This window comes from Microbulbifer maximicatervae (SeqCode), assembly GCF_052467505.1.
In genome coordinates this window covers 4,902,831-4,928,828 of the sequence record NZ_CP174313.1, presented here as the reverse complement: position 1 = coordinate 4,928,828, position 25,998 = coordinate 4,902,831, and the positions used below count along the sequence as shown (strand labels likewise).

The following is a 25,998-nucleotide window of genomic DNA, read 5'->3' as shown; positions in this document are numbered from 1 at the left end:
CCATGGGTTTTAACCTCTCCGAGTGGGCCTTAAAAAACCGCCCGCTGGTGCTTTACGCAATGATCGTCCTGGGACTGCTGGGAACCTTTTCCTATACCCAATTGGGGCAAAGTGAAGATCCACCCTTTACCTTTAAGGTGATGGTAATCAACACCGTCTGGCCCGGCGCCAGTGCCGAAGATGTATCCCGCCAAATTACCGAACGGGTAGAAAAGAAATTACTGGAGACCGGCGATTACCAGCGTATCTCCTCTTTTTCGCGTCCGGGGCAATCCCAGGTATTGTTTGTTGCCCGGGACGATATGCACTCCCGTGACATTCCCGATCTCTGGTATGAAGTGCGCAAAAAGGTGGGGGATATTCGCCACACCCTGCCGCCGGATATCCAGGGCCCATTTTTTAACGACGAGTTTGGCACCACCTTCGGCAATATTTATGCCCTCACCGGCAGTGGCTTCGATTACGCACTGATGAAGGACTACGCTGAGCGACTGCAACTGGCCCTTCAGCGAGTTAAGGATGTAGGCAAGGTCGAGTTACTGGGATTGCAGGACGAAAAAATTTGGGTGGAGATATCCAATACCAAATTAGCTTCCATGGGCATTCCACTGTCTGCGGTTCAAAACGCCCTGCAAGCGCAAAACCAGGTCACCGATGGCGGCTTTGTGGATACCGTCAGCGACCGGGTGCGCATCCGTGTGAGCGGACAATTCACCTCCGTCAATGAAATACGCCAGTTTCCTATTACCGCAGATGGCCGCACCCAGCGCCTGGGAGATATCGCCCAGGTCCACCGCGGCTTTAGCGATCCGGCCCAGCCCCGCATGCGCTTTATGGGAGAGGATGCCATCGGCCTCGCCGTGTCCATGAAGGAAGGGGGAGATATTTTAAAGTTGGGTAAAGCCCTCGACGAAACCTTTGCCCGACTACAGGAAGATCTGCCCATAGGTATGGAACTGCGCAAGGTCTCCGACCAACCGGCGGCAGTAAAACGCGGCGTCGGCGAATTCCTGCAAGTGCTGGCCGAAGCCCTGGGTATCGTACTGCTGGTGAGTTTTTTCTCCCTCGGCAGCCGCCCGGGATTAATTGTGGCGCTGTCGATCCCATTGGTATTGGCGATGACCTTCGCGCTGATGCACTACTTCAATATCGGACTGCACAAGATCTCGCTGGGGGCACTGGTACTCGCCCTGGGCTTGATGGTGGACGATGCCATTATCGCGGTGGAGATGATGGCGATAAAAATGGAGCAGGGGCTCAGCCGGCTAAAAGCCGCCGGCTTCGCCTGGACCAGCACCGCTTTTCCCATGCTCACCGGTACACTGATTACCGCCGCCGGTTTTTTACCGATTGCCACCGCCCAATCCGGCACCGGTGAATACACCCGATCTATTTTCCAGGTGGTCACCCTGTCGCTAATCGTTTCCTGGATTGCCGCCGTGGTCTTTGTACCCTATCTGGGCCACTACCTGCTGCCAAACCTGGCGCGACACGGCCACGGCGGTGAAGTGGCAGACCCCTACCAGAAACCCTTTTACCAGCGCTTCCGCCGCTTTATTACCTGGTGCCTGCGCAATCGCAAAACAGTGATCGCAGCCACCCTGGCAATTTTTGTCGGCTCGCTCGCTCTGTTCAAACTGGTTCCGCAACAGTTCTTCCCCTCTTCCGGACGCCTCGAATTGATGGTGGACCTGAAGCTGGCCGAAGGTGCCTCGCTGAAATCCACCGAGCACCAGGCCAAAAGGTTGGAAACCCTGCTGGCGCAAAACGATCAGGTAGAAAATTACGTGGCCTATGTGGGCACCGGCTCCCCGCGCTTCTACCTGCCTTTGGACCAGCAGCTGCCCGCTGCCAGTTTCGCCCAGTTTGTTGTGATGACCCGCAGTGTCGAAGAACGCGAGCAAGTGCGCAGCTGGTTGATCAATACGATGAATGAGGAGTTCCCCACCCTGCGCAGCCGTGTGTCCCGCCTCGAGAACGGCCCGCCCGTGGGTTACCCGGTGCAGTTTCGCTTGTCCGGCGAACATATTCGTGAAGTGCGCGGGCTGGCCCGGGAAGTGGCCGAGCGCCTGCGGGACAATCCACAAGTGACCAACGTGCACTTGGACTGGGAAGAACCCAGTAAATCCATCAACCTCAATATCGACCAGGACCGCGCTCGCGCCATGGGTGTCAACAGTGCAACTTTGTCCCAGGCTCTGCAAAGCTCCTTGACCGGTATCACTGTGAGCCAATACCGGGAAGATAACGAGCTGATCGACGTGCGAGTGCGCGGTAATGAAGACGATCGCTATGCCCTGCGCCAGTTGGGCAACCTCGCGGTACAAACCGACAGTGGCCGCAGTGTACCGCTGAACCAGATTGCCACCCTGGAGTACGGTTTCGAGGAAGGTATTATCTGGCACCGGGATCGCCTACCCACCGTTACCGTACGCGCTGATATTTATGGGGAAGAGTTACCGGCGACCGTAGTCAATGCCGTGTGGCCTCAGCTTCAATCCATTCGCGATAAATTACCGCCGGGCTACTTGCTGGAAGTGGGTGGTACCGTGGAAGAATCTGCGCGAGGGCAAAAATCGGTCAATGCCGGTATGCCGCTATTTGTGCTCGTGGTCTTTACCTTGCTGATGCTGCAATTGCGCAGTATGTCCCTATCCACCATGGTATTCCTCACGGCTCCCCTGGGCCTGATCGGCGTTACCCTGTTCCTGCTGTTGTTTGGCAAGCCCTTTGGTTTTGTCGCCATGCTGGGCACCATCGCCCTGGCGGGAATGATTATGCGTAACTCGGTGATTTTGGTGGACCAGATACAGCAGGATATCAGCCAGGGCCTCAGCCCCTGGGATGCAATTGTCGAGTCGACGGTAAGACGCTTCAGGCCGATTGTTTTGACAGCGCTGACTGCGGTATTGGCGATGATTCCACTGTCCCGCAGTGACTTCTTTGGCCCTATGGCGGTCGCCATTATGGGCGGATTGATTGTCGCAACCGGACTCACCCTACTGTTCCTGCCAGCACTCTATGCCGCTTGGTTCCGAGTGCGGGAAGAACACAATGAAGAGGCGGTGGAAAATAGCCCTGAATTTGGCGGGCCCATGACCCCAAATGCCACTACAGATTAAAATCACCGGGTAATCCAACAAAAAAGGCGGCGCAGGCTTTCACTGCGCCGCCTTTTTTTATTTCCTAAGATTGTGTCAGGGAGTCGTAAACAATCCCGGTCCAAATATCCGGTGTCATAAAACCCTGGCCATACTGCGCATCAAATTCCGCAGTCGGTTTTGCAGAAATCACTTCCTGCCGGGTTTTACCCTCATCCACCATCGCTTTCACTTTGTCCCTAAGCCCTGCCAGTATATTGCGCTGCTGTTGCAGTTCTGCCCGATTACTGAGAGGACCGTGACCGGGAATAATTTTGGTATCTTCCCCCGCCATCGCCAAAGCCGTGTCCATAGCTGCGATCATGCCATCCACCGAGCCGCCGGAAGAGAGATCGATAAAGGGATAGTTACCGTTAAAATAAATATCCCCCATATGAATCACATCGGCTTCGGCAAAATGCACGATGGAGTCACCATCCGTGTGGGCGGGCCCCACATGCTGGACCTTTACCCTATCGCCATTCCAGTAAAAGGTAGTGGCGTCGGTAAAGGTAATCACCGGTAATGCTTCTGGAGGAGACGGCTCAACCTTGCGCTTAAACGCCTCAATAAACTGCTCGGTACTTACCCGTTTGCGCACATTCTCGTGGGCCACAATCAGGGCGCCGCTTTTACCCAGGTTTTCGTTACCGCCGGTATGATCTCCATGCCAGTGGGTATTAATGACGAAGCGCAAAGGTTGCTTGGCTAACTCAGCTACTGCCTGTTGAATTTTTGCGGTCAAAGGCGCGTATTGGTCATCCACCATAAAGGTGCCGTCCTCTCCCACCAGTACTGCAATATTGCCCCCAGCCCCTTTGAGCATATAAACATTGCCAGACACAGCTTCACTGCTAATTTCCACATTGGCAAACCGATCCTGCGCAGAAGTAAAAGATGCAGCCAATACAGAAACCGCCAGGGCGACGGAACCTACCAAGTTCTTCATAAAAACTCCCAGCTGTTATTATTTCTTTCCAATATCATCGGCAACTGATTATTTAGCTCAGGCTGCCTGCTTCAATAAAGTTTCTCGCTGCTGCGCCAACATCTCCAACAGCAGATCCGGTCGGTCAGTCACAATGCCGTGTACGCCCAGATCAATATAGCGCCGGTAATTCTCCATACCATTCACGGTCCATACCGCCAAGTGGACTTTCTTCTTATTAGCGGCGCGCACCATACTTTCAGTAACTACGGGAATACCTTTTTGCTCCATCGGTAGCTGCATCGCGCTATAGCTTGGACGCAGCAGTTTCTCTGCTCGGAGTAACTGTGCAATATAAAATACCACCGCCTCTACGGTAGGCGTGCCCGTCGCTACTTGCGGACAGAGACGACGAAACTCATTAATCACCCCTTGGTGAAATGAGGAAACGACGACTTGCTCACCTTTTCCACACTTTGCCAGCACATCCTTCAACACTTTTGCAGCGCGATACTGGCGGCTTTTAATCTCCAGTATCATAGGCATATCCCCTACCATTGCCATCGCCTCTTCCAGAGTCAACACTCGCAGGGGCTTTTCTCTATAGGGGTAATGCTCTCCATCCCGAGTCCAGAGATAGGCAACATTTAACTGACGCAGCTGCTCTAAGGTTTTATCCTCTACAAGCCCCGCACCATCAGAGAACATTTCCAGCTCCCTGTCGTGAATCAACACTAAATGGCCATCGGCAGTGAGCCACAGATCCACTTCAATAGCATCCACGCCCAGTTGCACCATTTTTTCAAGGTAAATCGCCGTGTTTCCTGGGTAGAGACCATTGCCGCAGTCATTACCATGTGCGATCACCATCGGCCCCTCCCCCTGAGGAAACCACAGGGCGCAAGGTTTGCCCGGTGCAGACCGGGCATAAAGAAATAAGACGACTAGGGCAATTAAAAAGAACGACAACCAAAACATGCTTCACCACACTTATTATTTTGTCAGTTTTCAAGCTGGATAGTGTTAGCTTCGATTACGCCTCTTCCGCTAATTTGGCAACAGAATCAGTGTCAGCAAGCACGGTATTCTTTTTGGGCTCTTCTTTCCCCGCCGGTTCTTTAGCCTCACTGCCAGCTCCCTGTTTCTGACGGACATATAAAGCCTGTAACCAGAGGGGAACAAAAATAACGATGTCGTAAAAACGATTAGCCAAAACACCTAAGTGCAGTGAAGCCATCGCCAAAAACCGCAGTATTAAGGTCATTCCTCGCAGGGATAAGCCCACCCCAATACCAATCACCGTTCGCGCTGAACGGATAAACTGCTCCAAAGGAATTGCCAGAAAAGCCAGAATCAAGGGAAGCACAAACCCAAGTCCCATCTGTGCCAGAGGAATTGGCCAAAGCTGCTCAGAACCTAATAACTGCTGTTGCAGAATCAACTCACGTGAGAAAGCCAGGTTTCCACCGACTACAGCCAAAACCAATAAGAGTGCCAAAGCCACTCCCAGCAATAACCTGCGCGTACTCTCACCGAGGGAACCTACCGCAGGAAACATTCGAGTAACCTGCAAGCATTCCATAATCAACAATCCGACAGTGATCTGCAAAAAGATAACCACTGCGGCTGAAATACTGGCGAGACTATAACTGCCAAGTGAAGCTTCAGCGCCCAGTACTGCCGCCATAGGCTGTGCCAGTAACTGAAAATTCACCATAGCGCCAGCTAAAGCAACCACTAATACCAGAGAAGCTGTCAGAAAGCGGCTGAAAGAGGATGAAGACAGCAAGTGAAGGCTTTTATCCGTTTCCTGTAAAATCTCTTCGTAGCGCTCCATATGGCCATCCAGCGCTTTGGCCCGCCGAATAACCGATTCTACATTTTTGTTAATACGTCCCAATGTCGAAAGCATTGCACGCCAACTGGGCAGCATACGTTTTAGTAATTGATGCCTCTCTCGGGTGGACTCACGATAGGACTCCAGAGCTTTGGACTCGGCCTTGCGCATAGACTGATTAATAGTATCGAGAACATCTGCTACCACAGGGTCCTCTTTGCCAGGAATTTCCGAAACAGCTCGAATAGCCCTGGCCCAGTTTGACGGTTCCGGTGCTATTTCAGCACTGCGTACATAGTCTTCATCCAAGCTGCTGAGTTGTTCACAGAGCTTTCTATGTAAGGTTGGATACAGTGCCAAATCCCGATGTACGGTTTGCTCAATACGTTCAAATTCTCTTTCAATCTGGCGCTCTGCCGTGTCCCTGCCTTCGGCAAAAAGTACTTCTCGATTGCGCTCTACCAGTCTTTGTTCTGCGGAATCAATATTGCTCGCCACAAAGCGCAACGCCCGATGGCCCAGACGCGCTATTGCATATACGGCGCGATGCACAGGCTCACGGGCCAGGAACAAAACAATCAATCCCAGGATGCCCCAAAGCCAAAGTGGTAAACTTTGCATTAGTTGACTCATCTCTCCCCCCTTCATTATCAGCCCAATTGGCCTCTATCCTAACAGCTGCGGACAGCACATTCGCCCAAAAGTTCACAATTTGTACAGGAGTATGACGACAGCTTTGCCACTAGGAACAGGCCCTAATATTGGAAACACTGGGAAAGCTGATATAGACGCAGGGCCGTTAAGGCGACCCAACAATACGGAACCATACAGGTGACATCATTAAGTTACCTGAAAACAGTTGTTCTTTTACATCAATTTAAGTTTATCCCGTTAGAAATTAAAAAAATAAACGTCTACATCTAGTAGAGAAAATCAACAATAAAGCACAATAGTTGCCAAAGAAAAAAACAGCACCATATGCGAGACACAAAATGCCAAAAAAATAAATTGCACGCATACCTTTCAAAACTTTGACTGAGAAAAACAATACATTTCCAAACTTAAAAACCACATCCAAACCAAACCAAAAATATTCAACCTCCATAAATAAGGCACATTTTTTCCTAAGCCTTACCCCTCCTACGTCTACACTCCAAACTAAATTCTCATTGAGTGAGTGTTTTTCCCTAACACGGCAGAAACAATTTTACGCTGACTCCCACGTCGTCATGGCAGATAACGTGGGGTAATTTTGGGAACCTAAACGACAGGAGTCGATGGAAGGTCAAACTCTTATTTTAAGAGAGATCTATCTGTATCAAGGAGAGGTACGAGGTATATGCCGGTTCTTTTTTTTAGCAACTCCGGCCTTCAAGGCGATCTATTATTTTCACTGTTTTCGCAAGCTATTCCCATACCCTGGGAAAAATCTAGCATTGGAAAACAAAAAAACTGCCTGCAGCATTATCAGGCTATCGTGATAGATTGTTGGCAAATTGGTGTGAGTTCTGACTCAAAGCAGTTTCTTTCAGACCTAAAGAAGATTAGTCATGCAAAAGCTTTACTGATTAATCTCCCAGCCAACCTACCCATTCATATATCGGAAAAGTTACGCCAGAAAGGTTTTCACCTACTTTGTGATAGCAATACCAGTCAGGAAAACCTTATTCACAAATTGGATACCGCGATTCACAGTGCCGAGGGGCGACAACATATCAGCCCACAAAACTCCCTCCCTCTTACCCGCAGGGAACAGGAAATACTCGGACAACTCACTACCGGTGAACCTAACAGTGTGATCGCAACAAAATTGCACCTTAGCGAACACACTGTGAAAAATCACATGTATAACATTTTCCGAAAAATTGGAGTTAAAAACCGGCTGCAGGCCAGTAATTGGGCCAAGCTCAATCTCCAGGAAGAGAGGATATGAGACTAACCCTGTTGATGTTGACACTGTGTGCATCCTTGGCCTTTGGCCAGGATGACACAGAGGTCCCTCCAGCAGATACCGATTCTGGAAAACTCGAAGACGAAATCAGTGGATTCAATATTGATCGAACAATAACCCGTACCGGGCACGATTTTGCCCGCTATATGAGCGAATACAGAAACCTTAATTATCCAGATGCCACTTACAACTTAACTATTTACGAAAGACCCTCAGCACGTTGGGGAAATCTCATCTGGGTTACCTATAACGACAAAATTGTTTTCAGGCGTTTTATCAGTCCAAGCACCAATAATATTCATCGCTTGGCCGATGAGGCCGCGCAATATATTCACCAGGAAGTACTGCAAGCGCGTGTTCGCAGCTCACTCACAGACACCTTTGATTTGGGTAAGGATGAATTCTAATGAAGATCAAATCATTACTGGGTACCGCTTTTTTTTCTCTGGCGGCGTTCTCATATCATCACGTCTCGGCCACCGAATTAATCTATGAACCGGTAAACCCCAATTTTGGTGGCAACCCACTCAATGGTACTTACCTTCTGCAAAATGCGCAGTCACAAGATACTCACGAAGATCCGGATAAACCAGACAGCCTCTATGAACAACCCAGTGCTCTGGATAGGTTCAGCGACTCGCTGGAAACCCGCCTGCTAAACCAACTTCTAACCGATGTTGGTGATGGTAATAGTGGAGAACTGATTACAGACGACTTTATCGTACAAATCGTTGATAACGATGGTGTCCTGACAGTACTTATCACCGACCGCAGTACCGGAGATAAAAGCGAAATCGTTGTAAGCGGGCTAAACCCGACAAACTAACGAACGTTTAAATTTCAAAGGATTCTTTGGCAATGCGTAATGCAATAAAAAAAGTGATAGCTTTGCCCATCGTAGCGACATTAATGACGCTAAGTAGTTGTTCCGCGGTCAAAGATGTGGGCGATGCACTTTTTGGTCCGGGCATCACAGATGCAATGCTCACCCCGAGGAAAAACACCTATCGGGACCTGATCAACCTTCCGCAACCGAAGGGTAAAATATTGGTGGCGGTATACGGTTTCCGCGATCAGACTGGCCAGTACAAACCCGCACCAAACAGCAGTTTCTCTACCGCAGTCACCCAAGGTGGCGCGGCCATGCTGATGGACGTACTCAATGAGTCCGGCTGGTTTATCCCGTTGGAACGTGAAGGGCTGCAAAATCTGCTGACAGAGCGGAAGATTATCCGTGCAGGATTAACCAAGCCGGATATTCCCGTCAATAACAGTGTGCCACTTCCCACACTTGTGGCTGCAAATGTCTTATTAGAAGGCGGTATCGTTGCCTACGACCAAAATATTCAAACCGGTGGTGCAGGTGCTCGCTACTTTGGTATTGGCGCAGATGAGCAGTATCGCGTGGATCAGGTAACAGTGAATTTGCGGGCCATAGACATTCGTTCCGGACGGGTGCTCCACTCTGTATTGACTTCTAAAACTGTCTACTCCAAGGCAATCAGTGCCGATGTATTTCGCTACGTAAAATATCGGCGCCTGTTGGAATTAGAAGCTGGTACTACTTATAACGAACCCGCACAGCTTGCTATGCTTTCAGCGATGGAATCTGCTGTGATTCATTTGATCAGTGAAGGCATCGTGCACAACTCTTGGGCACTTGCCAATCCGGATGAGATTGAAAATCCGATATTGCAGTACTACCTCAATGACAGCACTGTCATTATGTAGAATCAATGACTGACAAATTAGATTTTTAAGCCCGGCTTAAAATTGGGATACTTGGAAAGATGTACCATAAATTCAGAATTATTTTTTCTGCCACCCTAGCAATGGCTGTTGTTAACCTTCCGGGTTTAGGCCATTGCTCAGACTTGGATTCCAGTAGTGAATTGGCTGTTGCGAGCGAATTAAGCGCAGCCAACCTTTACTCCGTCACAAATTTAACCGTTATCAACCAGGAAGGTGGAAACAACAACATACATACCCGCCAATCAGGTAGTAACAACTACACTTCTGCTCACCAGGACGGCAATAGAAATAGTTTATCGGTCACCCAATCTGGTGAGGATAATATTGTCACATCGAGTCAGGTCGGGAATTACAACTATTCAATGTTGATACAAATAGGTTTTGAGAATTTTATAGATATCGACCAGTATGGAGTTGGCAATACTGCGGGCATATCCCAATTTGGAATACAAAATAGTGCCCATGTGGAAGAGATTGGCAGCTTTCATAACGTCAATATTTACCAAAGTGGGAATGGCCTTCACACCTCGGTCACTGTTACCGGAACCGCTACAACAACGTATATTAGCCAATATGACTAATAACTAATAATACTTCTCTGGTTTCCCTTCATCTGATTGGACTTCTTTACTTCAATTCATGTAAGCTTATTAAGTGACAATAATGATTACAGCAACTTAAAAAATTTATCAGAAATGTGATTATTTGAACCTCGCGCCGTATAAAAGAATTTTCTGACAAGCTTTATCACCCCGCCTTAAAAAAAGAACTTTCTTCCTAAAGTTTCAAGACTTCTGCCCTATAGCCACAACCTCCAAAGACGACAAAACTCTATTCAGCATCAAGCTGCTGTTAAAAATGATATTGCTAGATGTTTCACAAGGAATGTGAAGGTTAGAAGCAGTCGGTTTCACTCCAGATAACTCACATACGCCTGACACAGCCGTATCGTGTCCTGAGACAAAACACTCCCAATATCTAATGGTGCTGAATTCTTTTATTTGTAAAAAGCTGTACAGCTATATTTGACATCCCTATGGAGTTACTGATGACTAAGTACACACCTATTGCCGCCAGTGTTCTTCTGGCGATCGCCAGTACCGGAGCCTTAGCTACCAACAATACCGCCATTCTCAACCAAAATGGCACTGGCAATATGGCCACGGCTGATCAGAGTGATGCCACTGTATCCAACAACCTGATCACACAAAACCAAACTGGTGACAACAACGTAGTTTATGCAGAGCAAACCAGCTTTAATGATTCCGGTGTAATTACCCAAACTCAAGTCGGAGATATGAATGACGCAGAGTCCTTCCAGAATGATTCCAGCACTGCGATTGTTACTATCACCCAAATCAACGACGGTCACTTTGCAACAACTACACAAAGTTTTGTAGATACCAGCGTTGCTACTGTCACCCAAAGTGGTAGTCCGCAAGTAGCAGCAGTAACTCAAGTTTCCAGTACAAATGATAATGCTGTAGTGACTCAGTCTGGCGACGGCAATGTAGGTAATGTTATCCAAACTAACGGTTCATTTAACACCGCACTCTTAACCCAAACAGGAACCACCAATACTGCAACTTCTACTCAAACTTCCAGTACCTCGAGCACTGTTAACGCTACCCAGGCAGGTACCACAAACTCTGTAATACACATTCAAACTTTGGCCACCAACAGTACCTCTGTTTCCTTCCAGGATGGCACTTCCAACACATTCACTACATCACAGACAGCAGGTGATGGGAACTACAGCGAGGGCTTCCAAAATGGTACTACTCAGGGCTTGACTCACATTCAAGTTGGAGATGATCACTGGGCTTATACTGAGCAAGTGGGCACCACCAATATTGGCGTGATCTCCCAGACAGGCTTTGATAACTATTCTGAAGGCTACCAGGATGGAACGTTCAATAGCTTGACCGTTACCCAGCCAGGAGATTTCAATACCACTGTCGCCTCGCAGACCGGTAATAACAACGTTATTGCCGTAACTCAGGCAACCGATACCAACATGGCTACACCTACACAGGTAGGTGATTTCAACATGGCAATTATCATTCAATAGTAAAGGGGGTAGGCCGGCTTAATTGGCCGGCCTATTTTCAACTTGGTGGGCTAAGTGCAAGCTTCAATTATTATTACTAGCCCTAAATTCCCATGAAACAACCATTTCATGCATTTAATGCCACCCCCCAAATCAGCTGGCATTATTTGCCATAGCTAGTTCAAAAAAGAACTTTATTCCTAAGGTTTCGGCACTTCCGTCCTATGGCTGTAACTCCAGAAGACGACAAAACTCTAATCAGCATCAAGCTGCTGTTTAAATGGTATTGCTAGGTTTCACAAGGAATGTGAAGGTTATTAAGCAGTCGGGTTCATCCCAGTTTCCTCACATACTTCTGGCACGGTTGTAATATGCCTGAGGATGAGACTCTTCCAATATCAAATGATGCTGTTTTCTTTTTGTTTGTAAAAGCTGTACAGCGATATTTGACATCTATATGGAGTTACAGATGACCAAGTACACACCTATTGCCGCCAGTGTTCTTCTGGCGATCGCCAGCACCGGAGCCTTCGCATCGAACAATACCGCCATTCTCAATCAGAACGGTACTGGTAACATGGCAACCGCTGATCAGAGTGATCCGACGGTAACTAATAACCTGATCACCCAGACTCAAACTGGTGACAACAATGAGGTTTACGCAGAGCAAACCAGTAGTAATAACTTAGGAGTAATTACTCAAACTCAAGTAGGAGACTTGAACTTTGCGGAGTCTTTTCAAAATGATTCTAATGTTCCTGTCGCTACTATCACGCAAATAGATGATGGACAGATTGCTACAACGGTCCAGAGTTTTGTAGACACCAGTGTTGCAACTATTACCCAAAGTGGTGGATCACAACTTGCAACTACCGCTCAGACCACTAGTGCAAATGATACTCTAGTCATTAATCAGTCCGGTGATGGTAATGTTGCTGCAGGCATACAAACCGCTACATCATTAAACTCAGCGGTTATTAGTCAAACAGGTACTAATGGCACTGCTTCAGCGACACAAAGTGGCACCACATCAAGTAGCATGACGATGATTCAAGCGGGAGACACCAATGTAGTCGCCCATCAGCAAGTCTTGGCCAGTAACAGTACAACACTCTCCTTCCAGGATGGCTCTTTCAACACCATCTTCTTCAGCCAATCTGACGACGGCAATTATAGTGAAGGTTTCCAGAGCGGTACTGGCCAGACTTTGGTACACAATCAAAGTGGTGGTGATCACTGGGCTGTCACCGCACAGGTAGGGACGTCTAACGTAGCTGTTGTTACGCAGGTAGGTTTCGATAACTTTTCATCAGCAGCCCAGGACGGCACGTTCAATAACTTAACTGTGACGCAGCCTGGTGACTTTAACACCACTACGGCATCACAACTTGGCAACTTCAATACAATTACCGTTACTCAGTCTACGGATCTTAATGCAGCAGCGCCTGCTCAAGTAGGTGATTTCAACATGGCAATTATTATTCAGTAGCCAAAATTAAGGCCGACTTTTAAAGCCGGCCTTTTTATCTGAAAAAATTTATCGGTTTATATTGTGCTAAACAAGTATTAACCCCTATATACACGTAGAATCAGCCCCACAAAATCCAAACCTCTCCCGACTCAGCTTACCAAAAATGGCACGCTACAGTAGACCAGGGCGATCTCATTGCTGCGAAAAATCCAGCTGCCAAAATTAAAATTGGAGACCCCTACACATTTAATACTACCCAAAACAGTAATAATATGGGATTTATTTTTAAGCAACCCTGATTAGGGCTTTAAACAAGGGTCGCCCTATCGAGCCCCTAACTGAATTTCATTTAAGTCCACTTATCCAGCAACCTTAGTGCTCTAGCGTAAAAAACAACAACAAAGAAAATATTCCTATTTTTTAGGCACTAACTTCCCATAGCAATATTTGAGGCTTACGATAAAACTCATACCAGCATCAGGGTATTGTCAGGTACTCCAGAGATAATACCTATTAGGGATAGCAATAAAACAAGGTGTGCCAAACTCCTTGCGCAATAAATGCCATACCCTATCTATGGAGTCTTTTGTCCTTCCTAGGTTTGATGCTTCACCGCAACTGAAATCATGGGGATAAGAAAAATCCACCTTACCTTCAATCGGAGATATCGATGCGAATCCATACACCAATTTCCGTGGGCATCAGTCTATGCCTTGTCGGGTCAATTACTTATGCGGATGGAAATACAACTACCGTGGAACAAACGGGTAACAATCACCAGGTGACTGCAAACCAAGTAGACCCAACAACAACTAACAACCTTATTGAGGTTATTCAGGCAGATGAAGCACAGGTTAGCAAAAGCCGGCAAGACACTTCAACCAACTTGAGTATCATCAGGCATGAACAGGTAACGCTGGGGAATGAAGCTGACTCGACTCAAACTAATTTTTCAGATGATGCAGAGGTAAATATCTATCAGGAGGGCGCTGGAAATTTCGCCTCTACTTTACAGGACAGTACATCTTCTAGCTTTGTTGACATTTCTCAGTTCAATTCTGCAAATGACATCATTTTCTCCCAAACAGATAGTAGTTTCGATACAGTCAACCTCTATCAGTCTGGCTTTGATAACCAGATGTTAGTGACTCAAACTACCACCACGTTTAACAGCCTAAATGTGTCTCAAACGGGTGATCAAAATAGCGCAGATGCCGAACAAACAGGGTTTGATAATCTGTTGACCTCCTCGCAAACGGGCAATCTGAATACTTACTTTTCTATACAAACGGGTGACATCCTGGTAGCAACAAGTACCCAGATAGGAGATGGTAACATTAGTACCCAGACCCAGACGGGAGATATTTTGTTGGTTTCTACGCTACAAGATGGTACTGGCAATATGTCCATCGTGGATCAAGCTGGAGCAATGCAAACTGCAAGCAGTACCCAGATAGGAACAACTAACCTTCATACTATTACCCAAAGCGTCGACAATCAAACGGCTATTGGCATTCAGAATGGTATGTTAAACCAAGGATTTATCATGCAGTAGCGGCATATTCGTTCCGGCTGAAAGTTATTATATTTTCAATATACATAGAGGAAAGAATGCATTTTTTAATGCCAGCTTTAATTTATGAGTCACTTACAAAGCTACCCAAAGAATGGCATTCTTTCCTTACCTGATAAAAATACTGCATCAATATTTTCTTACGTAGCAGTGGTTTCAAAATTCTTCGTCTACAGTTTTCCATGTAAACGATTTCTCACATTTTGACGTTACTCACTTCACAGGTAACACAGGCAAAAGTTTTAACGACCGGATTTACCACTAGACGGTAATACACAGGAGTTAGCCGTGCAGAAGATTACCGTAATTCCACTGGTACTGGCGATATCTGCCACCAGCTTGGGTTATGCTGCAGAAAATACTACATTAATCACCCAAAGTGGCTCCAGTAACTCAGCTGTAGCGGATCAAACTGACCCAAGCGCTATCGATAATCACCTGGAGATCAGTCAGGACGGCTCTGCTCATATTGCAGAGGCCGTACAGCAAAACGAAATTGAAAGCTCAATTATCCAAATACAAGAAGGCAGTCTTAACGACGCCTATAGCCTGCAAATGGATGGGATCGCAAATAGCGTAGAAATATTCCAGTCGGGCTCTAATAATCGTGCCAGTAGCTATCAATTGGCCACACAGCATGGGCAATCGACAATACGCCAGGTGGGGTCCGGTAATGAGGCAGAGATCCAACAACACCTCGGTAGCGATAATGTCTCTGTTATTGAGCAAATGGGCGAACTCCACGGCGCATTAATTGGACAATATGCAAGCTTTAATTCCGATGCGATGATTTTCCAGCAAGGCTCAAGTCATGAAGCCATAATCAGCCAGGAAGGCACCGGGCACTACGCCAGTATCCAACAGATCGGCGCCGCCAACAGCGCAGATGTCGCCCAGTCCGATATGTACAACGAACTGGACCTCTATCAGGACGGCGAGGGCAACATGGCCACCATCGTGCAAGTGTCCTGGTATAACAGTGCCTATGTCACTCAGGACGGCTTCTTGAATTCCGCCAATATTATGCAGGCCGGCAATGGTGGATTAGGCGGTGGCCATATGGTGATCGTCAATCAGTCTGGCAGTATGAATGATGCAACTGTGATTCAAAATGGTTTCTCCCAATCTGCCAATATTACCCAAACCGGTACCGGTAATACGGCAGTGGTTTTACAGTAACGAAGTTATTACCAGTCGGAGTAAGGTCAACTTATTCCGACTGGATTCCTGAGGTAAAAGCATTCATTTCTTGATACTTATTTCTCATTAAATTGAGACTAAAGCCCTATAGAAACTTACTATACCGCCATCAACAATGAAAATAGCGGTAGTTGGGTCAATTCGCTTTTAACGTTCTTAATAATTACTGTCCGGAATTTAATTTCCAGTAGTAATTTCCCTATGTTTGCTTGCCAACACCGCACTTTAAAGCCGTAATTTTCATGCTCCTTGTTATGTAGTCGTGGAGGTATTCGTGAAAAAAGTTATTTATTCGCCGGTAGTCACATTTATCGCATTTCTTTCCGTCAATTCCGCCTTTGGGAATGACCAAACCGTAGAGCAGATACAGGTTGGTATTGGCAACAATGCCGTTGCCAACCAGAGGTTTCCGCTTAATGAGGGCAACTTAATCCTGCAAGAGCAAATTGGCTTTTTTAATGACGCCACCGGCATTCAATCCATAGAAATCAACAGCACAATTTCCCAATTTCAAACTGGCCGCAATCATTTTTCCAGAGTCTCCCAATCTTCTGGGAGCGACAATGCGGGACAGAGCGTACAGATTGGCTCTAATAGCAGATCACTCACCCGGCAAGTTAACCAAATAAACGGTTTCTCCCTGCATACTCAGGATGGACAGGGACAGGTTGCCACCACGGTACAAATTTCCGGGGCCAATAACAGCGTCAATATTGAGCAGACAGATAGAGCCAATGTCGCCGTCGTGGCACAAGTATTTAGTTTTACCGGTAATGCCTCAATCTCACAGGCGGGTTTGCTTAATTTAGGTGTCAGTGAGCAAACCGGTATCGCCCATGAATCTTCAATTACCCAGACAGGCGCACTTAACTTTTCCGAAATGGAGCAGCTGGGCACGGGTAATTCATCGTCAGCGTCACAGGAAGGGTTGTTAAATTCAGCAAATTCTTTGCAAGCTGGTGTTGGCAATACCAATCAATCAAACCAAATTGGGCTGGAAAATAACGTTTCATTTTCTCAACAAGGTCTAGATCAAATGGCCAGTAGTACCCAGATTGGCCTATTTAACCAGGTCCAAGCCAGCCAGATAAGGGCGGGAGCATCCAGTAACACCCTACAGATCGGCATTTCCAACAGTAGCCATATTTCACAGTAAATAGGCTCGCAACAAAATTGCTAATCAATAAATCCGACTTAAATCCCCGCGCTATTCATAGCAACAGGTAAAAGCTATAGAGAGAGAAAAGTTAAATTCGGTACTGTGCAATAGCACTTTCTTCTCAAGGATTTACAACTTCTCTCCTATAGCGACTGCCCCAATTCCCAGCAAGAATATTGAGGACGGAACGAAATTTTGGACTCCTAAGCAGTATCAGGGAAGCCATCAAAATGTATCAGTCCTACTCTCCCGCTTACCTGTTTGACTGGCGGCAATGCCTTTGTGGCAACGCTGCTCCCCCTATTTACAGTGATACCTACCCCTCCGGCTAGGTGCACCTGCTGTAAAACCCTTGGCGCAGGATGACGTGCCACCCCTTTTCAGCCACTTAGGCTGGTATTTCACCATGTGATGCTCATTGAAGTTTGTAGTAATGGAGACACTCATGAAGACTTTGACCCCTATCGCTGTAGCCCTAACCCTGGCCATCAGTGGAACCGCTTATGCGGGCGGCAACACCGCCACTCAGGACCAGAATGGCGGCCACAACAATGCCACTATCGATCAGACCGGGCCGCTGACCTGGGATAACAACGCTATGCAGGAACAGCATGGCCATAGCAATGATGCAGAGATCACTCATAGCATTGAACTCGGCAGCTATGGGTACCAGTACCAGGAAGGTGATCACCATTCAGCGCACTTGCTGCAAAGCGGCGGTGCCGGCAACGAGTCGTTCAGCTTCCAGTCCGGCAGCACCAACGTGTCTGAGACCTACCAGATTGGACAGCTGGGCGGCTACTCCGCCCATCAGCAATCTGGCGACAACCACTACGCTCTCACCTATCAATTTGCAGGTGCTGGCAACATGGTGATGATTAGCCAGATGGACAGCCACAACACGGCAACCGCCACCCAGGTTGTTAGCGTTGGTTCTGAGACCGTTATTCGCCAGAGAGGAGAACTGCACAACGCAGATACCTTCCAGAGCGGCTTTGGCCACGATGCCAGCATGCGCCAGTCCGGTGAATCCAATGATGGTGATATTCGTCAGGTAGGTGGTGATCACTACGCCCGTATGCGTCAGCGTGGCCACAACCAGGAAGCGGATATTTCCCAGGCTGGGTATGACCACAGTGCACGCGCCCGCCAGAGAGGCCACCACAATGATGTGTACCTGGGACAGATCGGTTCTGGACACACCGCTTCGGCGCGCCAATCAGGGCACAACAACAATAGCCTGGTGGGACAGTTCGGCCTCTATGAAACTGCCACAGTAATGCAGTCTGGCCATGCTAACCAAAGTTACGTTTGGCAATAACAAAAAAAAAGGGCGGCCCATGGCCGCCCTTTTTTATCACCTGTAATTTACAGGTGCTCAACCGCATCGATTTCGTACTCCACCGCACCGGAAGGTGTTTGGACTACCACCACATCACCCACTTCCTTTCCAATCAGCGCGCGGGCAATCGGAGAGTTCACCGAGATCTTGTGCTTTTTAACATCGGCCTCGTCGTCACCCACAATTTTGTATGTAACTTCCTTATCGTCATCCAGGTGAATAATCGTTACCGTAGTACCGAAAATTACCTTGTCACTGGGCTCGATGCTTTTCACATCAATGACCAGAGAGTGAGAAAGCTTGCTTTCGATTTCCTGGATACGGCCTTCGATAAAGCCCTGCTTTTCCCGCGCCGCGTGGTATTCGGCATTTTCCTTCAAATCACCGTGTTCGCGCGCTTCAGCAATCGCCTGTACAACGGTAGGGCGTTCAACTTTTTTCAGATTGTCCAGCTCTGAGCGCAGCGCTTCTGCGCCTTCAACGGTCATTGGTACCCGGTTCAATGTGGGACCTCCATTATTGTTACGACGAAACCAGGCCCAGTGAGATCACGGGGCCCGGTTGGATTTCACAAGTTGGTTTTAAAGCTATTAAGACAGCTTTACGACACGCTGGTGAAGGTCTTGCAGGCGGCGAACCTGTAGCGGCTGCTCCTGACGCATGGCCATCGCCATGGCCTGGGCCGCAGCCAGGGTGGTGGTGTAACACACCTGGTGGTTCTCGGCACTGCGACGGATATCCGCAGAGTCGCGAATCGCCTGGCGCCCTTCGGTAGTGTTCACTACCAGTGCAATCTCGTCGTTCTTAATCATATCGACGATATGCGGGCGACCTTCACTCATCTTGTTGACGGTTGTAACGGGAATATTGTTTTCTTGCAAGACCTTGGCGGTGCCGCGGCTGGCAATTACTTCGAAGCCAAGCTCCACCAGATCGCGGGCCACGCCCACTGCGTCGGCCTTGTCGAAGTCACGCACAGAGATAAATGCGCGTCCGGACTCCGGCAGGCGGTCGCCAGCGGCAACCAGGCCCTTGTCGAAGGCTTCTGCGAAGGTAGCGCCTACGCCCATTACTTCGCCGGTGGATTTCATCTCGGGGCCGAGAATCGGGTCCACTTTCGGGAACTTGTTGAACGGGAATACAGACTCTTTAACGGAGTAGTAGTCCGGTACGATCTCTTCGGTAAAGCCCTGCTCCTGCAAGCTGATACCCGCCTGACAGCGCGCAGCCACTTTCGCCAGTGAAGTGCCGATGCACTTGGAGACGAAAGGTACAGTACGGGAAGCGCGCGGGTTCACCTCGATCACGTAGATCTCGCCGTCCTGGTAGGCCAGCTGGGTATTCATCAAGCCAACTACGCCCAGCTCGCGAGCCATGGCTTTCACTTCTTCGCGCATACGGTCCTGCACATCCGCCGGCAGGCTGTAAGGTGGCAGGGAGCAGGCGGAGTCACCGGAGTGAACACCACACTGTTCGATATGCTGCATGATGGCGCCGATCACAACGTCCTTGCCATCGGATACCGCATCGATATCCACCTCAATAGCGGCGTTGAGGAAGTGGTCCAGCAGTACCGGCGCTTCGTCGGAAACCTGTACCGCTTCTTTCATATAAGTGAGCAGCTCGTCTTCTTTGTAGACGATCTCCATCGCGCGGCCACCCAGTACGTAAGACGGGCGCACAACCAGCGGGTAGCCCACGTCTTTCGCCGCCTGGATGGCTTCGGAGACAGAGCGCACGATGGCGTTCTTTGGCTGCTTGAGGCCGAGACGCATAATCATCTGCTGGAAGCGCTCGCGGTCTTCGGCGCGGTCGATCTGCTCTGGAGTAGTACCGATAATCGGCACACCTTCGTTGGCCAGGTAGCGCGCCAGGTTCAGCGGAGTCTGGCCGCCGAACTGTACGATCACGCCTTCCGGCTTCTCTTTGGCAACAATTTCCAGCACGTCTTCCAGGGTTACCGGCTCGAAGTAGAGGCGGTCGGAAGTGTCGTAGTCGGTGGAAACAGTCTCCGGGTTACAGTTGACCATGATGGTCTCGTAACCGTCTTCGCGCATCGCCAGAGCGGCGTGTACACAGCAGTAGTCGAACTCGATGCCCTGGCCGATACGGTTGGGGCCACCGCCGAGTACCATGATTTTCTTTTTGTCAGACGGCTGCGCTTCGCACTCTTCATCGTAGGTGGAGTACATGTAAGCAGTAGAGGTGCTGAACTCAGCAGCACAGGTGTCCACGCGCTTGTAAGAGGGGAATACACCCAGCTTGTGGCGGAACTCGCGCACAGTCTTCTGGCTCACCCCCAGCAGGTCCGCCAGGCGGCGATCGGAGAAGCCTTTGCGCTTGAGGAAGCGCATTTGCTCAGTGGTCAGCGCCGAGGTTGGCAGTGACTTGAGCGGCTCTTCAATTTTGATCAGCTCTTCGATCTGTACCAGGAACCAGGGATCGATACCGGACAGGTCGTAAACTTCGCCGACGCTCATGCCCATACGGAAGGCGTCGCCCACGTACCAGATGCGCTCGGCACCCGGAACGGAGAGTTCGCTGCGCAGACGGGTCTCAGCGCCGTCTTTGCTCGGGTCAATCTTGCTTTCCAGGCCGAAGCTGCCCACTTCCAGACCGCGCAGGGCTTTCTGCATGGACTCCTGGAAGGTACGGCCGATCGCCATCACTTCACCCACAGACTTCATCTGGGTCGTCAGGCGTGCATCGGCTTCACCGAATTTCTCAAAGGTGAAGCGCGGGATCTTGGTGACAACGTAATCGATAGACGGCTCGAAGGACGCCGGGGTAGCACCGCCGGTGATATCGTTCTGCAGCTCGTCCAGGGTGTAACCCACTGCCAGCTTGGCCGCGACCTTGGCGATCGGGAAGCCGGTGGCCTTGGAGGCCAGTGCGGAGGAGCGGGATACGCGGGGGTTCATCTCGATCACAACTACGCGGCCAGTCTTCGGGCAAACGCCGAACTGTACGTTGGAGCCGCCAGTCTCAACGCCGATCTCGCGAAGTACCGCGATAGAGGCGTTGCGCATCAGCTGGTATTCCTTGTCGGTCAGCGTCTGCGCCGGGGCAACGGTGATGGAGTCACCGGTGTGTACACCCATCGGATCGAAGTTCTCGATGGAACATACGATGATGCAGTTGTCGTTCTTATCGCGAACCACTTCCATCTCGTACTCTTTCCAGCCGAGCAGGGATTCGTCGATCAGCAATTCGTTGGTGGGGGAGAGATCGAGACCGCGCTTACAGATCTCTTCAAACTCCGGCCAGTTATAGGCCACACCGCCACCGGAACCACCCATGGTGAAGGACGGACGGATAATGACCGGGAAGCCGAACTCTTCCGGTACTTTCTTCGCCTCTTCCATGGAGTGGACGATCTTGGCACGCGGGGTTTCCAGGCCGATAGCCTTCATTGCCTTGTCGAACAGGTCGCGGTCTTCCGCTTTCTCGATAGCGTCTTTGTCCGCACCGATCAGCTCGACATTGAATTCCTTCAGGACACCATGCTTGTCCAGGTCCAGGGCGCAGTTCAGTGCTGTCTGGCCACCCATGGTGGGCAGGATGGCGTCGGGGCGCTCCTGCTCGATAATCTTGGCAACGGTGCGCCACTCAACCGGCTCGATGTAGGTGGCATCGGCCATGGCCGGGTCGGTCATGATGGTAGCCGGGTTGGAGTTCACCAGGATCACCCGGTAACCCTCTTCGCGCAGCGCCTTACAGGCCTGGGCGCCGGAGTAGTCAAATTCGCACGCCTGGCCGATCACGATGGGGCCTGCGCCGATAATCAGAATGCTTTGGATATCTGTGCGTTTTGGCATCTTTCTTCCGTTCTACTACCGGCAAAGGCCGGCTGCGCTAAATTTCATTCGTTTCTTGTTAAAACCGCCGCAAAAGCGGCGGTTAATTGCCCTACCCTGGGCGGCTACGCCCTTAGGCGCGCTCTTTCATCAAATCGATAAAGTGGTCGAACAACGGCGCCACATCGTGTGGGCCCGGGCTCGCTTCCGGGTGTCCCTGAAAGCTGAAGGCCGGCTTGTCCTTCAGGTGAATACCCTGCAAGGTACCGTCGAACAGGGACTTGTGGGTAACTTCCACATTGTCCGGCAGGCTATCGGCGTCCACTTCGAAACCGTGGTTCTGCGCGGTGATCATCACCTTGGTGCTGTTCAGGTCTTGTACCGGGTGGTTACCACCGTGGTGACCGAACTTCATCTTGGCAGTTTTACCGCCCACCGCCAGGCCCAACAACTGGTGGCCCAGGCAGATGCCGTAGGTGGGGATGCCAGCGTCCAGGATTTCGCGAATAGCGGTGATCGCGTATTCACAGGGCTCGGGGTCGCCGGGGCCATTGGACAGGAATACACCGTTGGGATTCATCGCCAGTACTTCGGAAGCCGGAGTCTCCGCCGGTACTACGGTGATGTCACAGCCGCGATCCAACAGCATACGCAGGATATTGCGCTTCACACCGAAGTCGTAAGCCACCACTTTGAAGGGCTGTTCCGGCGCGGCCTTGTGGCCTTCGCCCAGTTCCCAGGTACCTTCGCTAAAGGGGTAGGCTTCCTTGGTGCTCACTACCTTGGCCAGGTCCATCCCTTTCAGACCGGCAAATTCCTTGGCCTTGGCCAGGGCTTCTTCGCGGTCGATATTATCACCGGCAACGATGCAACCGCTCTGCGCACCTTTGTCGCGCAGCAGGCGCGTCAGGCGACGGGTGTCGATATCGGCGATACCAACGATATTGCGCTCGCGCAGGTAGTCCTCCAGGGACTGCTCGTTGCGGAAGCTGCTGGCCAGCAGCGGCAGGTCGCGGATTACCAGGCCGGCGGCCCAGATATCAGCGCACTCTTCGTCTTCCTGGTTGGTGCCAGTATTGCCGATGTGCGGGTAGGTCAGAGTCACAATCTGGCGGGCGTAGGAGGGATCGGTGAGGATCTCCTGGTAGCCGGTCATGGATGTGTTGAACACGACCTCGCCAACAGAACTGCCATGGGCACCGATTGCGCGTCCTTCAAAGACACTACCATCTGCGAGCACCAGCAGCGCGGGAGTTGTACTCTGCATAAAGTTGTGGGGCATGAAAGCCTCCGACGTAGGGACAGCTTTAGTCAAATTGAACTCCAATCTTCAGAACTGCTTCCGGGCGGGGTTTGCGGGCTTCGGAGCACGCGGGCTCCTGACTGGTGCGCGCATAAAAAAGCGAGATGAAACATCGCAGCTTCATCTCGCTTTAAAAATCTGTTCACGCGTGATTCTCACAAAGTGGCCGACGGTTGCCGCCAGCTTTTTAGTAGGCTCACGCTGCGCGATTCAGCTTCGCGGCACCGGCCCAAATCGGGCGCAGATTCTACGCGAATTCACCTCTGGACGCTAGTGCAAAAATACGCCAGGCTACTTTCCCTGAAAATCTCACTCCGGCTTGCGTCCCAACCGGAAAAGACTGCTGCCCATTTTCAGCTCCGCCTTCTCCAGCATGGTCTTATTCATACGCAGGGCCACCTCCCGGCCGCTGTCGGCAAACTCGATCATACCGCCAGTGGCGGCAAAGCGCTCGGCATCGCTAACCGTCAGTACCGGGAAAAACTCCAGTGCCACCAACGCCTTGAGCAGTGTGGGGCGATCCAGGGTACTCAGCACCACAATCTGGCACTTGCGCGCCCGCAGCATCTCCTTGACCTCAATTTTCTCAAGCTCCACATCCCGCCCATCAATACGCTGATTCTTGAATCGGGCCGCCAGTGGCTCACCGAGAGAATCCCCACCCATTAGGCACACCTTGAACGGGGCACTACTGTTGGCAAAGGCATTGACCGGCCACTGTAGGTGGTAGGCGAAGTGCACTATGTAATCCACCATTACCCGCCGCCCCAAAGGCGTATCGGAGAGCTGCACCGCAGCCTGGGCACCCACACCGGTGAAAAGTACTGTCAGGAAAAGTATCAGGGCGGGAATAGTGCGGAGTGAACCTGGGCTGGATATCGTCATAGAAGCTCAAACCCTGTGGTTTGCATCTCCCGAAAGGAAGCTGCGGTGGGCTGTTACCCGCAGCGGCCAAAGCTCGCTGCGGCTCTATTTGCGCGCCAGCGAAAAGCCCGGCCACCTACTCAGGTTAGCCCAACGCAAAGGCCCCCGCCGGGACCAGAGTTACAGCGCCTAAAGATCCTCCCCCGGCAAAATCGGGCGCCACTTCAACGCCTTTTCGATAGATATGATCATGGCCCCAGCAACATCCTTGCGCGTAGCGCTCTCGATGCCCTCAAGTCCCGGTGAGGAATTGACCTCCAATAGCAGCGGCCCCTTGCGGGAGCGAATAATATCCACACCCGCCACCTTCAGCCCCAACACCTTGGCAGCCTTGACCGCCAGGCGCTTCTCCTCTGCGGTGACCTTAACTACCGAAGCCGTACCGCCCTGGTGAATATTGGCACGAAACTCCCCCGGTGCCGCCTCGCGCTGAATCGAGGCCACCACACGACCATCGATAACAAACAAACGAAGATCCTTTCCCTCCGCTTCGCGAATAAACTCCTGCACCAGGAGATTGGCCTTGAGGGACTTAAACGCATTAATCACCGATTCCCCGGCCTTGCGGGTTTCTGCCAGGACCACACCGCGCCCCTGGGTTCCCTCTAGCAACTTCACCACCAGTGGCGCACCGCCCACCATTTCGATCAGCTCGTTGGTATCCACTGGGGAATTGGCAAACCCGGAGGTGGGGATATTTAATCCACTTTGTTGCAGCAACTGCAGGGAAAATAATTTATCCCGGGACTGACTGATAGCGGCAGAGCCATTCAGGGCAAAAATATCCAGGCTCTCAAAGTGCCGCGTCAGCGCACAACCGTAAAAGGTCTGGCTGGGGCGAATGCGGGGAATAACTGCATCCAGGCTATTGAGTATGCGGCCATCCCGGTAGTGCACTTCCGGCTCATCAGGGTCGAGCTTCATGTAGCACTGGCGGATATCGAGAAAACTCATGCGATGTCCGCGCTCGGCTCCCGCTTCCATAATGCGCCGGTTACTGTAGAGATCCGGGTTCGATGCCAGCAGCCCGATGCGCAGGCCGGTACCGGCAATATGGTGCTCATCCCGATAATATTCATCCAGCTGGCTTTTCGGGATATCGCCAATACAGAAGCTCTCAGCCGGATCTACCAGCATTCGCCCAATCATGGCTTCGCGCCCCAACAACATGCGATAGCCCATGCTGTCCCGATTGGTCAGGGTCAGTTCGATATCCCAGACACTGCCACCAATGGAAATAGAGGTACGAATTACCGGGCGCTTTTCACTTTCACCGGAGGAGCTGCGCACCAGCCTTTTATCCAAAAGCCTCGCCTCACAGCGCACTGAAGGGCGGCGCTGGTGCTGCAGTGGATGCGCCTCAAAACTCACCCAGGGTTCGCCATCGCGCTTGAAGGTATGGATGTTATAAGCGTGCAAACAGGAAGTTTTAGCCCCGGAGTCCACACGCACCTTAATCGCCGGGACGCCGAGTGCGGGAAGCCCGCACCACTCTTCGCTGCCGACAATCAGCTTTCTTTCCAATCGAGGTTCCTCAAAGGAAGGTTACAGGGTGACCGGTCGAACGAATG

Annotated in this window: 20 protein-coding genes and 1 pseudogene; 12 read left to right on the top strand and 9 right to left on the bottom strand. The window is 50.5% G+C overall.

Features of this window, described 5'->3' with window-relative positions; translation table 11 throughout:
• Positions 1 to 2 precede the first annotated feature (2 nt).
• Positions 3 to 3,122 carry an efflux RND transporter permease subunit gene (locus ACJJIN_RS21605; protein WP_444896146.1) on the top strand — a complete coding sequence of 1,040 codons (3,120 nt, stop codon included), beginning with the start codon at positions 3 to 5 and terminating at the stop codon, positions 3,120 to 3,122.
• Positions 3,123 to 3,186: 64 nt separating this feature from the next.
• On the opposite strand, the gene ACJJIN_RS21600 is transcribed toward ACJJIN_RS21605, so the two are convergent.
• The 3 genes from ACJJIN_RS21600 to ACJJIN_RS21590 form a co-directional block, all read right to left on the bottom strand.
• Positions 3,187 to 4,089 carry an MBL fold metallo-hydrolase gene (locus tag ACJJIN_RS21600; protein ID WP_444896145.1) on the bottom strand — a complete coding sequence of 301 codons (903 nt, stop codon included), beginning with the start codon at positions 4,087 to 4,089 and terminating at the stop codon, positions 3,187 to 3,189.
• Positions 4,090 to 4,146: 57 nt separating this feature from the next.
• Positions 4,147 to 4,938 (bottom strand): glycerophosphodiester phosphodiesterase family protein, encoded by a 792-nt coding sequence (locus ACJJIN_RS21595; RefSeq protein ID WP_444896144.1) that lies wholly within the window; start codon positions 4,936 to 4,938, stop codon positions 4,147 to 4,149.
• 163 nt (positions 4,939 to 5,101) lie between these two features.
• Positions 5,102 to 6,538, bottom strand: coding sequence for a hypothetical protein (locus ACJJIN_RS21590; protein WP_444896143.1), 1,437 nt, complete (start codon positions 6,536 to 6,538; stop codon positions 5,102 to 5,104).
• 868 nt (positions 6,539 to 7,406) lie between these two features.
• Here ACJJIN_RS21590 and ACJJIN_RS21585 point away from each other — a divergent pair.
• From ACJJIN_RS21585 to ACJJIN_RS21535, 11 genes are all read left to right on the top strand, one after another.
• On the top strand, positions 7,407 to 7,838 hold the full coding sequence (locus tag ACJJIN_RS21585; protein ID WP_282931332.1) for a response regulator transcription factor: 432 nt from the start codon (positions 7,407 to 7,409) through the stop codon (positions 7,836 to 7,838).
• Positions 7,835 to 8,263: a CsgE family curli-type amyloid fiber assembly protein gene (locus ACJJIN_RS21580; RefSeq protein WP_413663257.1), complete on the top strand. Its 429-nt coding sequence runs from the start codon at positions 7,835 to 7,837 to the stop codon at positions 8,261 to 8,263. Before ACJJIN_RS21585 ends, ACJJIN_RS21580 begins: the two co-directional genes overlap by 4 nt.
• Positions 8,263 to 8,682 (top strand): curli assembly protein CsgF, encoded by a 420-nt coding sequence (locus ACJJIN_RS21575; RefSeq protein ID WP_413663258.1) that lies wholly within the window; start codon positions 8,263 to 8,265, stop codon positions 8,680 to 8,682. Before ACJJIN_RS21580 ends, ACJJIN_RS21575 begins: the two co-directional genes overlap by 1 nt.
• A gap of 32 nt (positions 8,683 to 8,714) precedes the next feature.
• Entirely contained in the window at positions 8,715 to 9,587 is an 873-nt protein-coding gene (locus ACJJIN_RS21570) for a CsgG/HfaB family protein (RefSeq protein ID WP_413663259.1), read from the top strand.
• 59 nt (positions 9,588 to 9,646) lie between these two features.
• The gene (locus ACJJIN_RS21565; protein ID WP_444896142.1) at positions 9,647 to 10,189 is read left to right on the top strand and encodes a hypothetical protein; all 543 of its coding nucleotides are present in this window, start codon (positions 9,647 to 9,649) and stop codon (positions 10,187 to 10,189) included.
• Positions 10,190 to 10,656: 467 nt separating this feature from the next.
• Entirely contained in the window at positions 10,657 to 11,679 is a 1,023-nt protein-coding gene (locus tag ACJJIN_RS21560; protein WP_444896141.1) for a hypothetical protein, read from the top strand.
• Between the two features lie 448 nt (positions 11,680 to 12,127).
• Entirely contained in the window at positions 12,128 to 13,147 is a 1,020-nt protein-coding gene (locus ACJJIN_RS21555; RefSeq protein ID WP_444896140.1) for a hypothetical protein, read from the top strand.
• Positions 13,148 to 13,799: 652 nt separating this feature from the next.
• Positions 13,800 to 14,684 (top strand): hypothetical protein, encoded by an 885-nt coding sequence (locus ACJJIN_RS21550; protein ID WP_444896139.1) that lies wholly within the window; start codon positions 13,800 to 13,802, stop codon positions 14,682 to 14,684.
• Between the two features lie 306 nt (positions 14,685 to 14,990).
• On the top strand, positions 14,991 to 15,881 hold the full coding sequence (locus ACJJIN_RS21545; protein ID WP_444896138.1) for a hypothetical protein: 891 nt from the start codon (positions 14,991 to 14,993) through the stop codon (positions 15,879 to 15,881).
• 295 nt (positions 15,882 to 16,176) lie between these two features.
• Positions 16,177 to 17,058 (top strand): hypothetical protein, encoded by an 882-nt coding sequence (locus ACJJIN_RS21540; RefSeq protein WP_444896137.1) that lies wholly within the window; start codon positions 16,177 to 16,179, stop codon positions 17,056 to 17,058.
• A gap of 448 nt (positions 17,059 to 17,506) precedes the next feature.
• Complete coding sequence (locus ACJJIN_RS21535; RefSeq protein WP_444896136.1) at positions 17,507 to 18,382, top strand: hypothetical protein; 876 nt, start codon at positions 17,507 to 17,509, stop codon at positions 18,380 to 18,382.
• 47 nt (positions 18,383 to 18,429) lie between these two features.
• Here ACJJIN_RS21535 and greA read toward each other — a convergent pair whose 3' ends face one another.
• The 6 genes and pseudogenes from greA to ACJJIN_RS21505 form a co-directional block, all read right to left on the bottom strand.
• Positions 18,430 to 18,906, bottom strand: a complete 477-nt coding sequence (gene greA, locus ACJJIN_RS21530; RefSeq protein WP_413663270.1) for a transcription elongation factor GreA — start codon at positions 18,904 to 18,906, stop codon at positions 18,430 to 18,432.
• 87 nt (positions 18,907 to 18,993) lie between these two features.
• The gene (gene carB, locus ACJJIN_RS21525; RefSeq protein ID WP_444891977.1) at positions 18,994 to 22,221 is read right to left on the bottom strand and encodes a carbamoyl-phosphate synthase large subunit; all 3,228 of its coding nucleotides are present in this window, start codon (positions 22,219 to 22,221) and stop codon (positions 18,994 to 18,996) included.
• Between the two features lie 112 nt (positions 22,222 to 22,333).
• Positions 22,334 to 23,482: a glutamine-hydrolyzing carbamoyl-phosphate synthase small subunit gene (gene carA, locus ACJJIN_RS21520; protein WP_444896135.1), complete on the bottom strand. Its 1,149-nt coding sequence runs from the start codon at positions 23,480 to 23,482 to the stop codon at positions 22,334 to 22,336.
• Positions 23,483 to 23,812: 330 nt separating this feature from the next.
• Complete coding sequence (locus ACJJIN_RS21515; RefSeq protein WP_444896134.1) at positions 23,813 to 24,388, bottom strand: YfiR family protein; 576 nt, start codon at positions 24,386 to 24,388, stop codon at positions 23,813 to 23,815.
• Between the two features lie 168 nt (positions 24,389 to 24,556).
• Complete coding sequence (gene rimK / locus ACJJIN_RS21510; RefSeq protein ID WP_413665891.1) at positions 24,557 to 25,465, bottom strand: 30S ribosomal protein S6--L-glutamate ligase; 909 nt, start codon at positions 25,463 to 25,465, stop codon at positions 24,557 to 24,559.
• A 129-nt stretch (positions 25,466 to 25,594) separates the two neighbouring features.
• Positions 25,595 to 25,879 (bottom strand): annotated as a pseudogene (locus ACJJIN_RS21505) (ATP-dependent zinc protease family protein); the annotation flags it as partial.
• Positions 25,880 to 25,998: the final 119 nt, after the last annotated feature.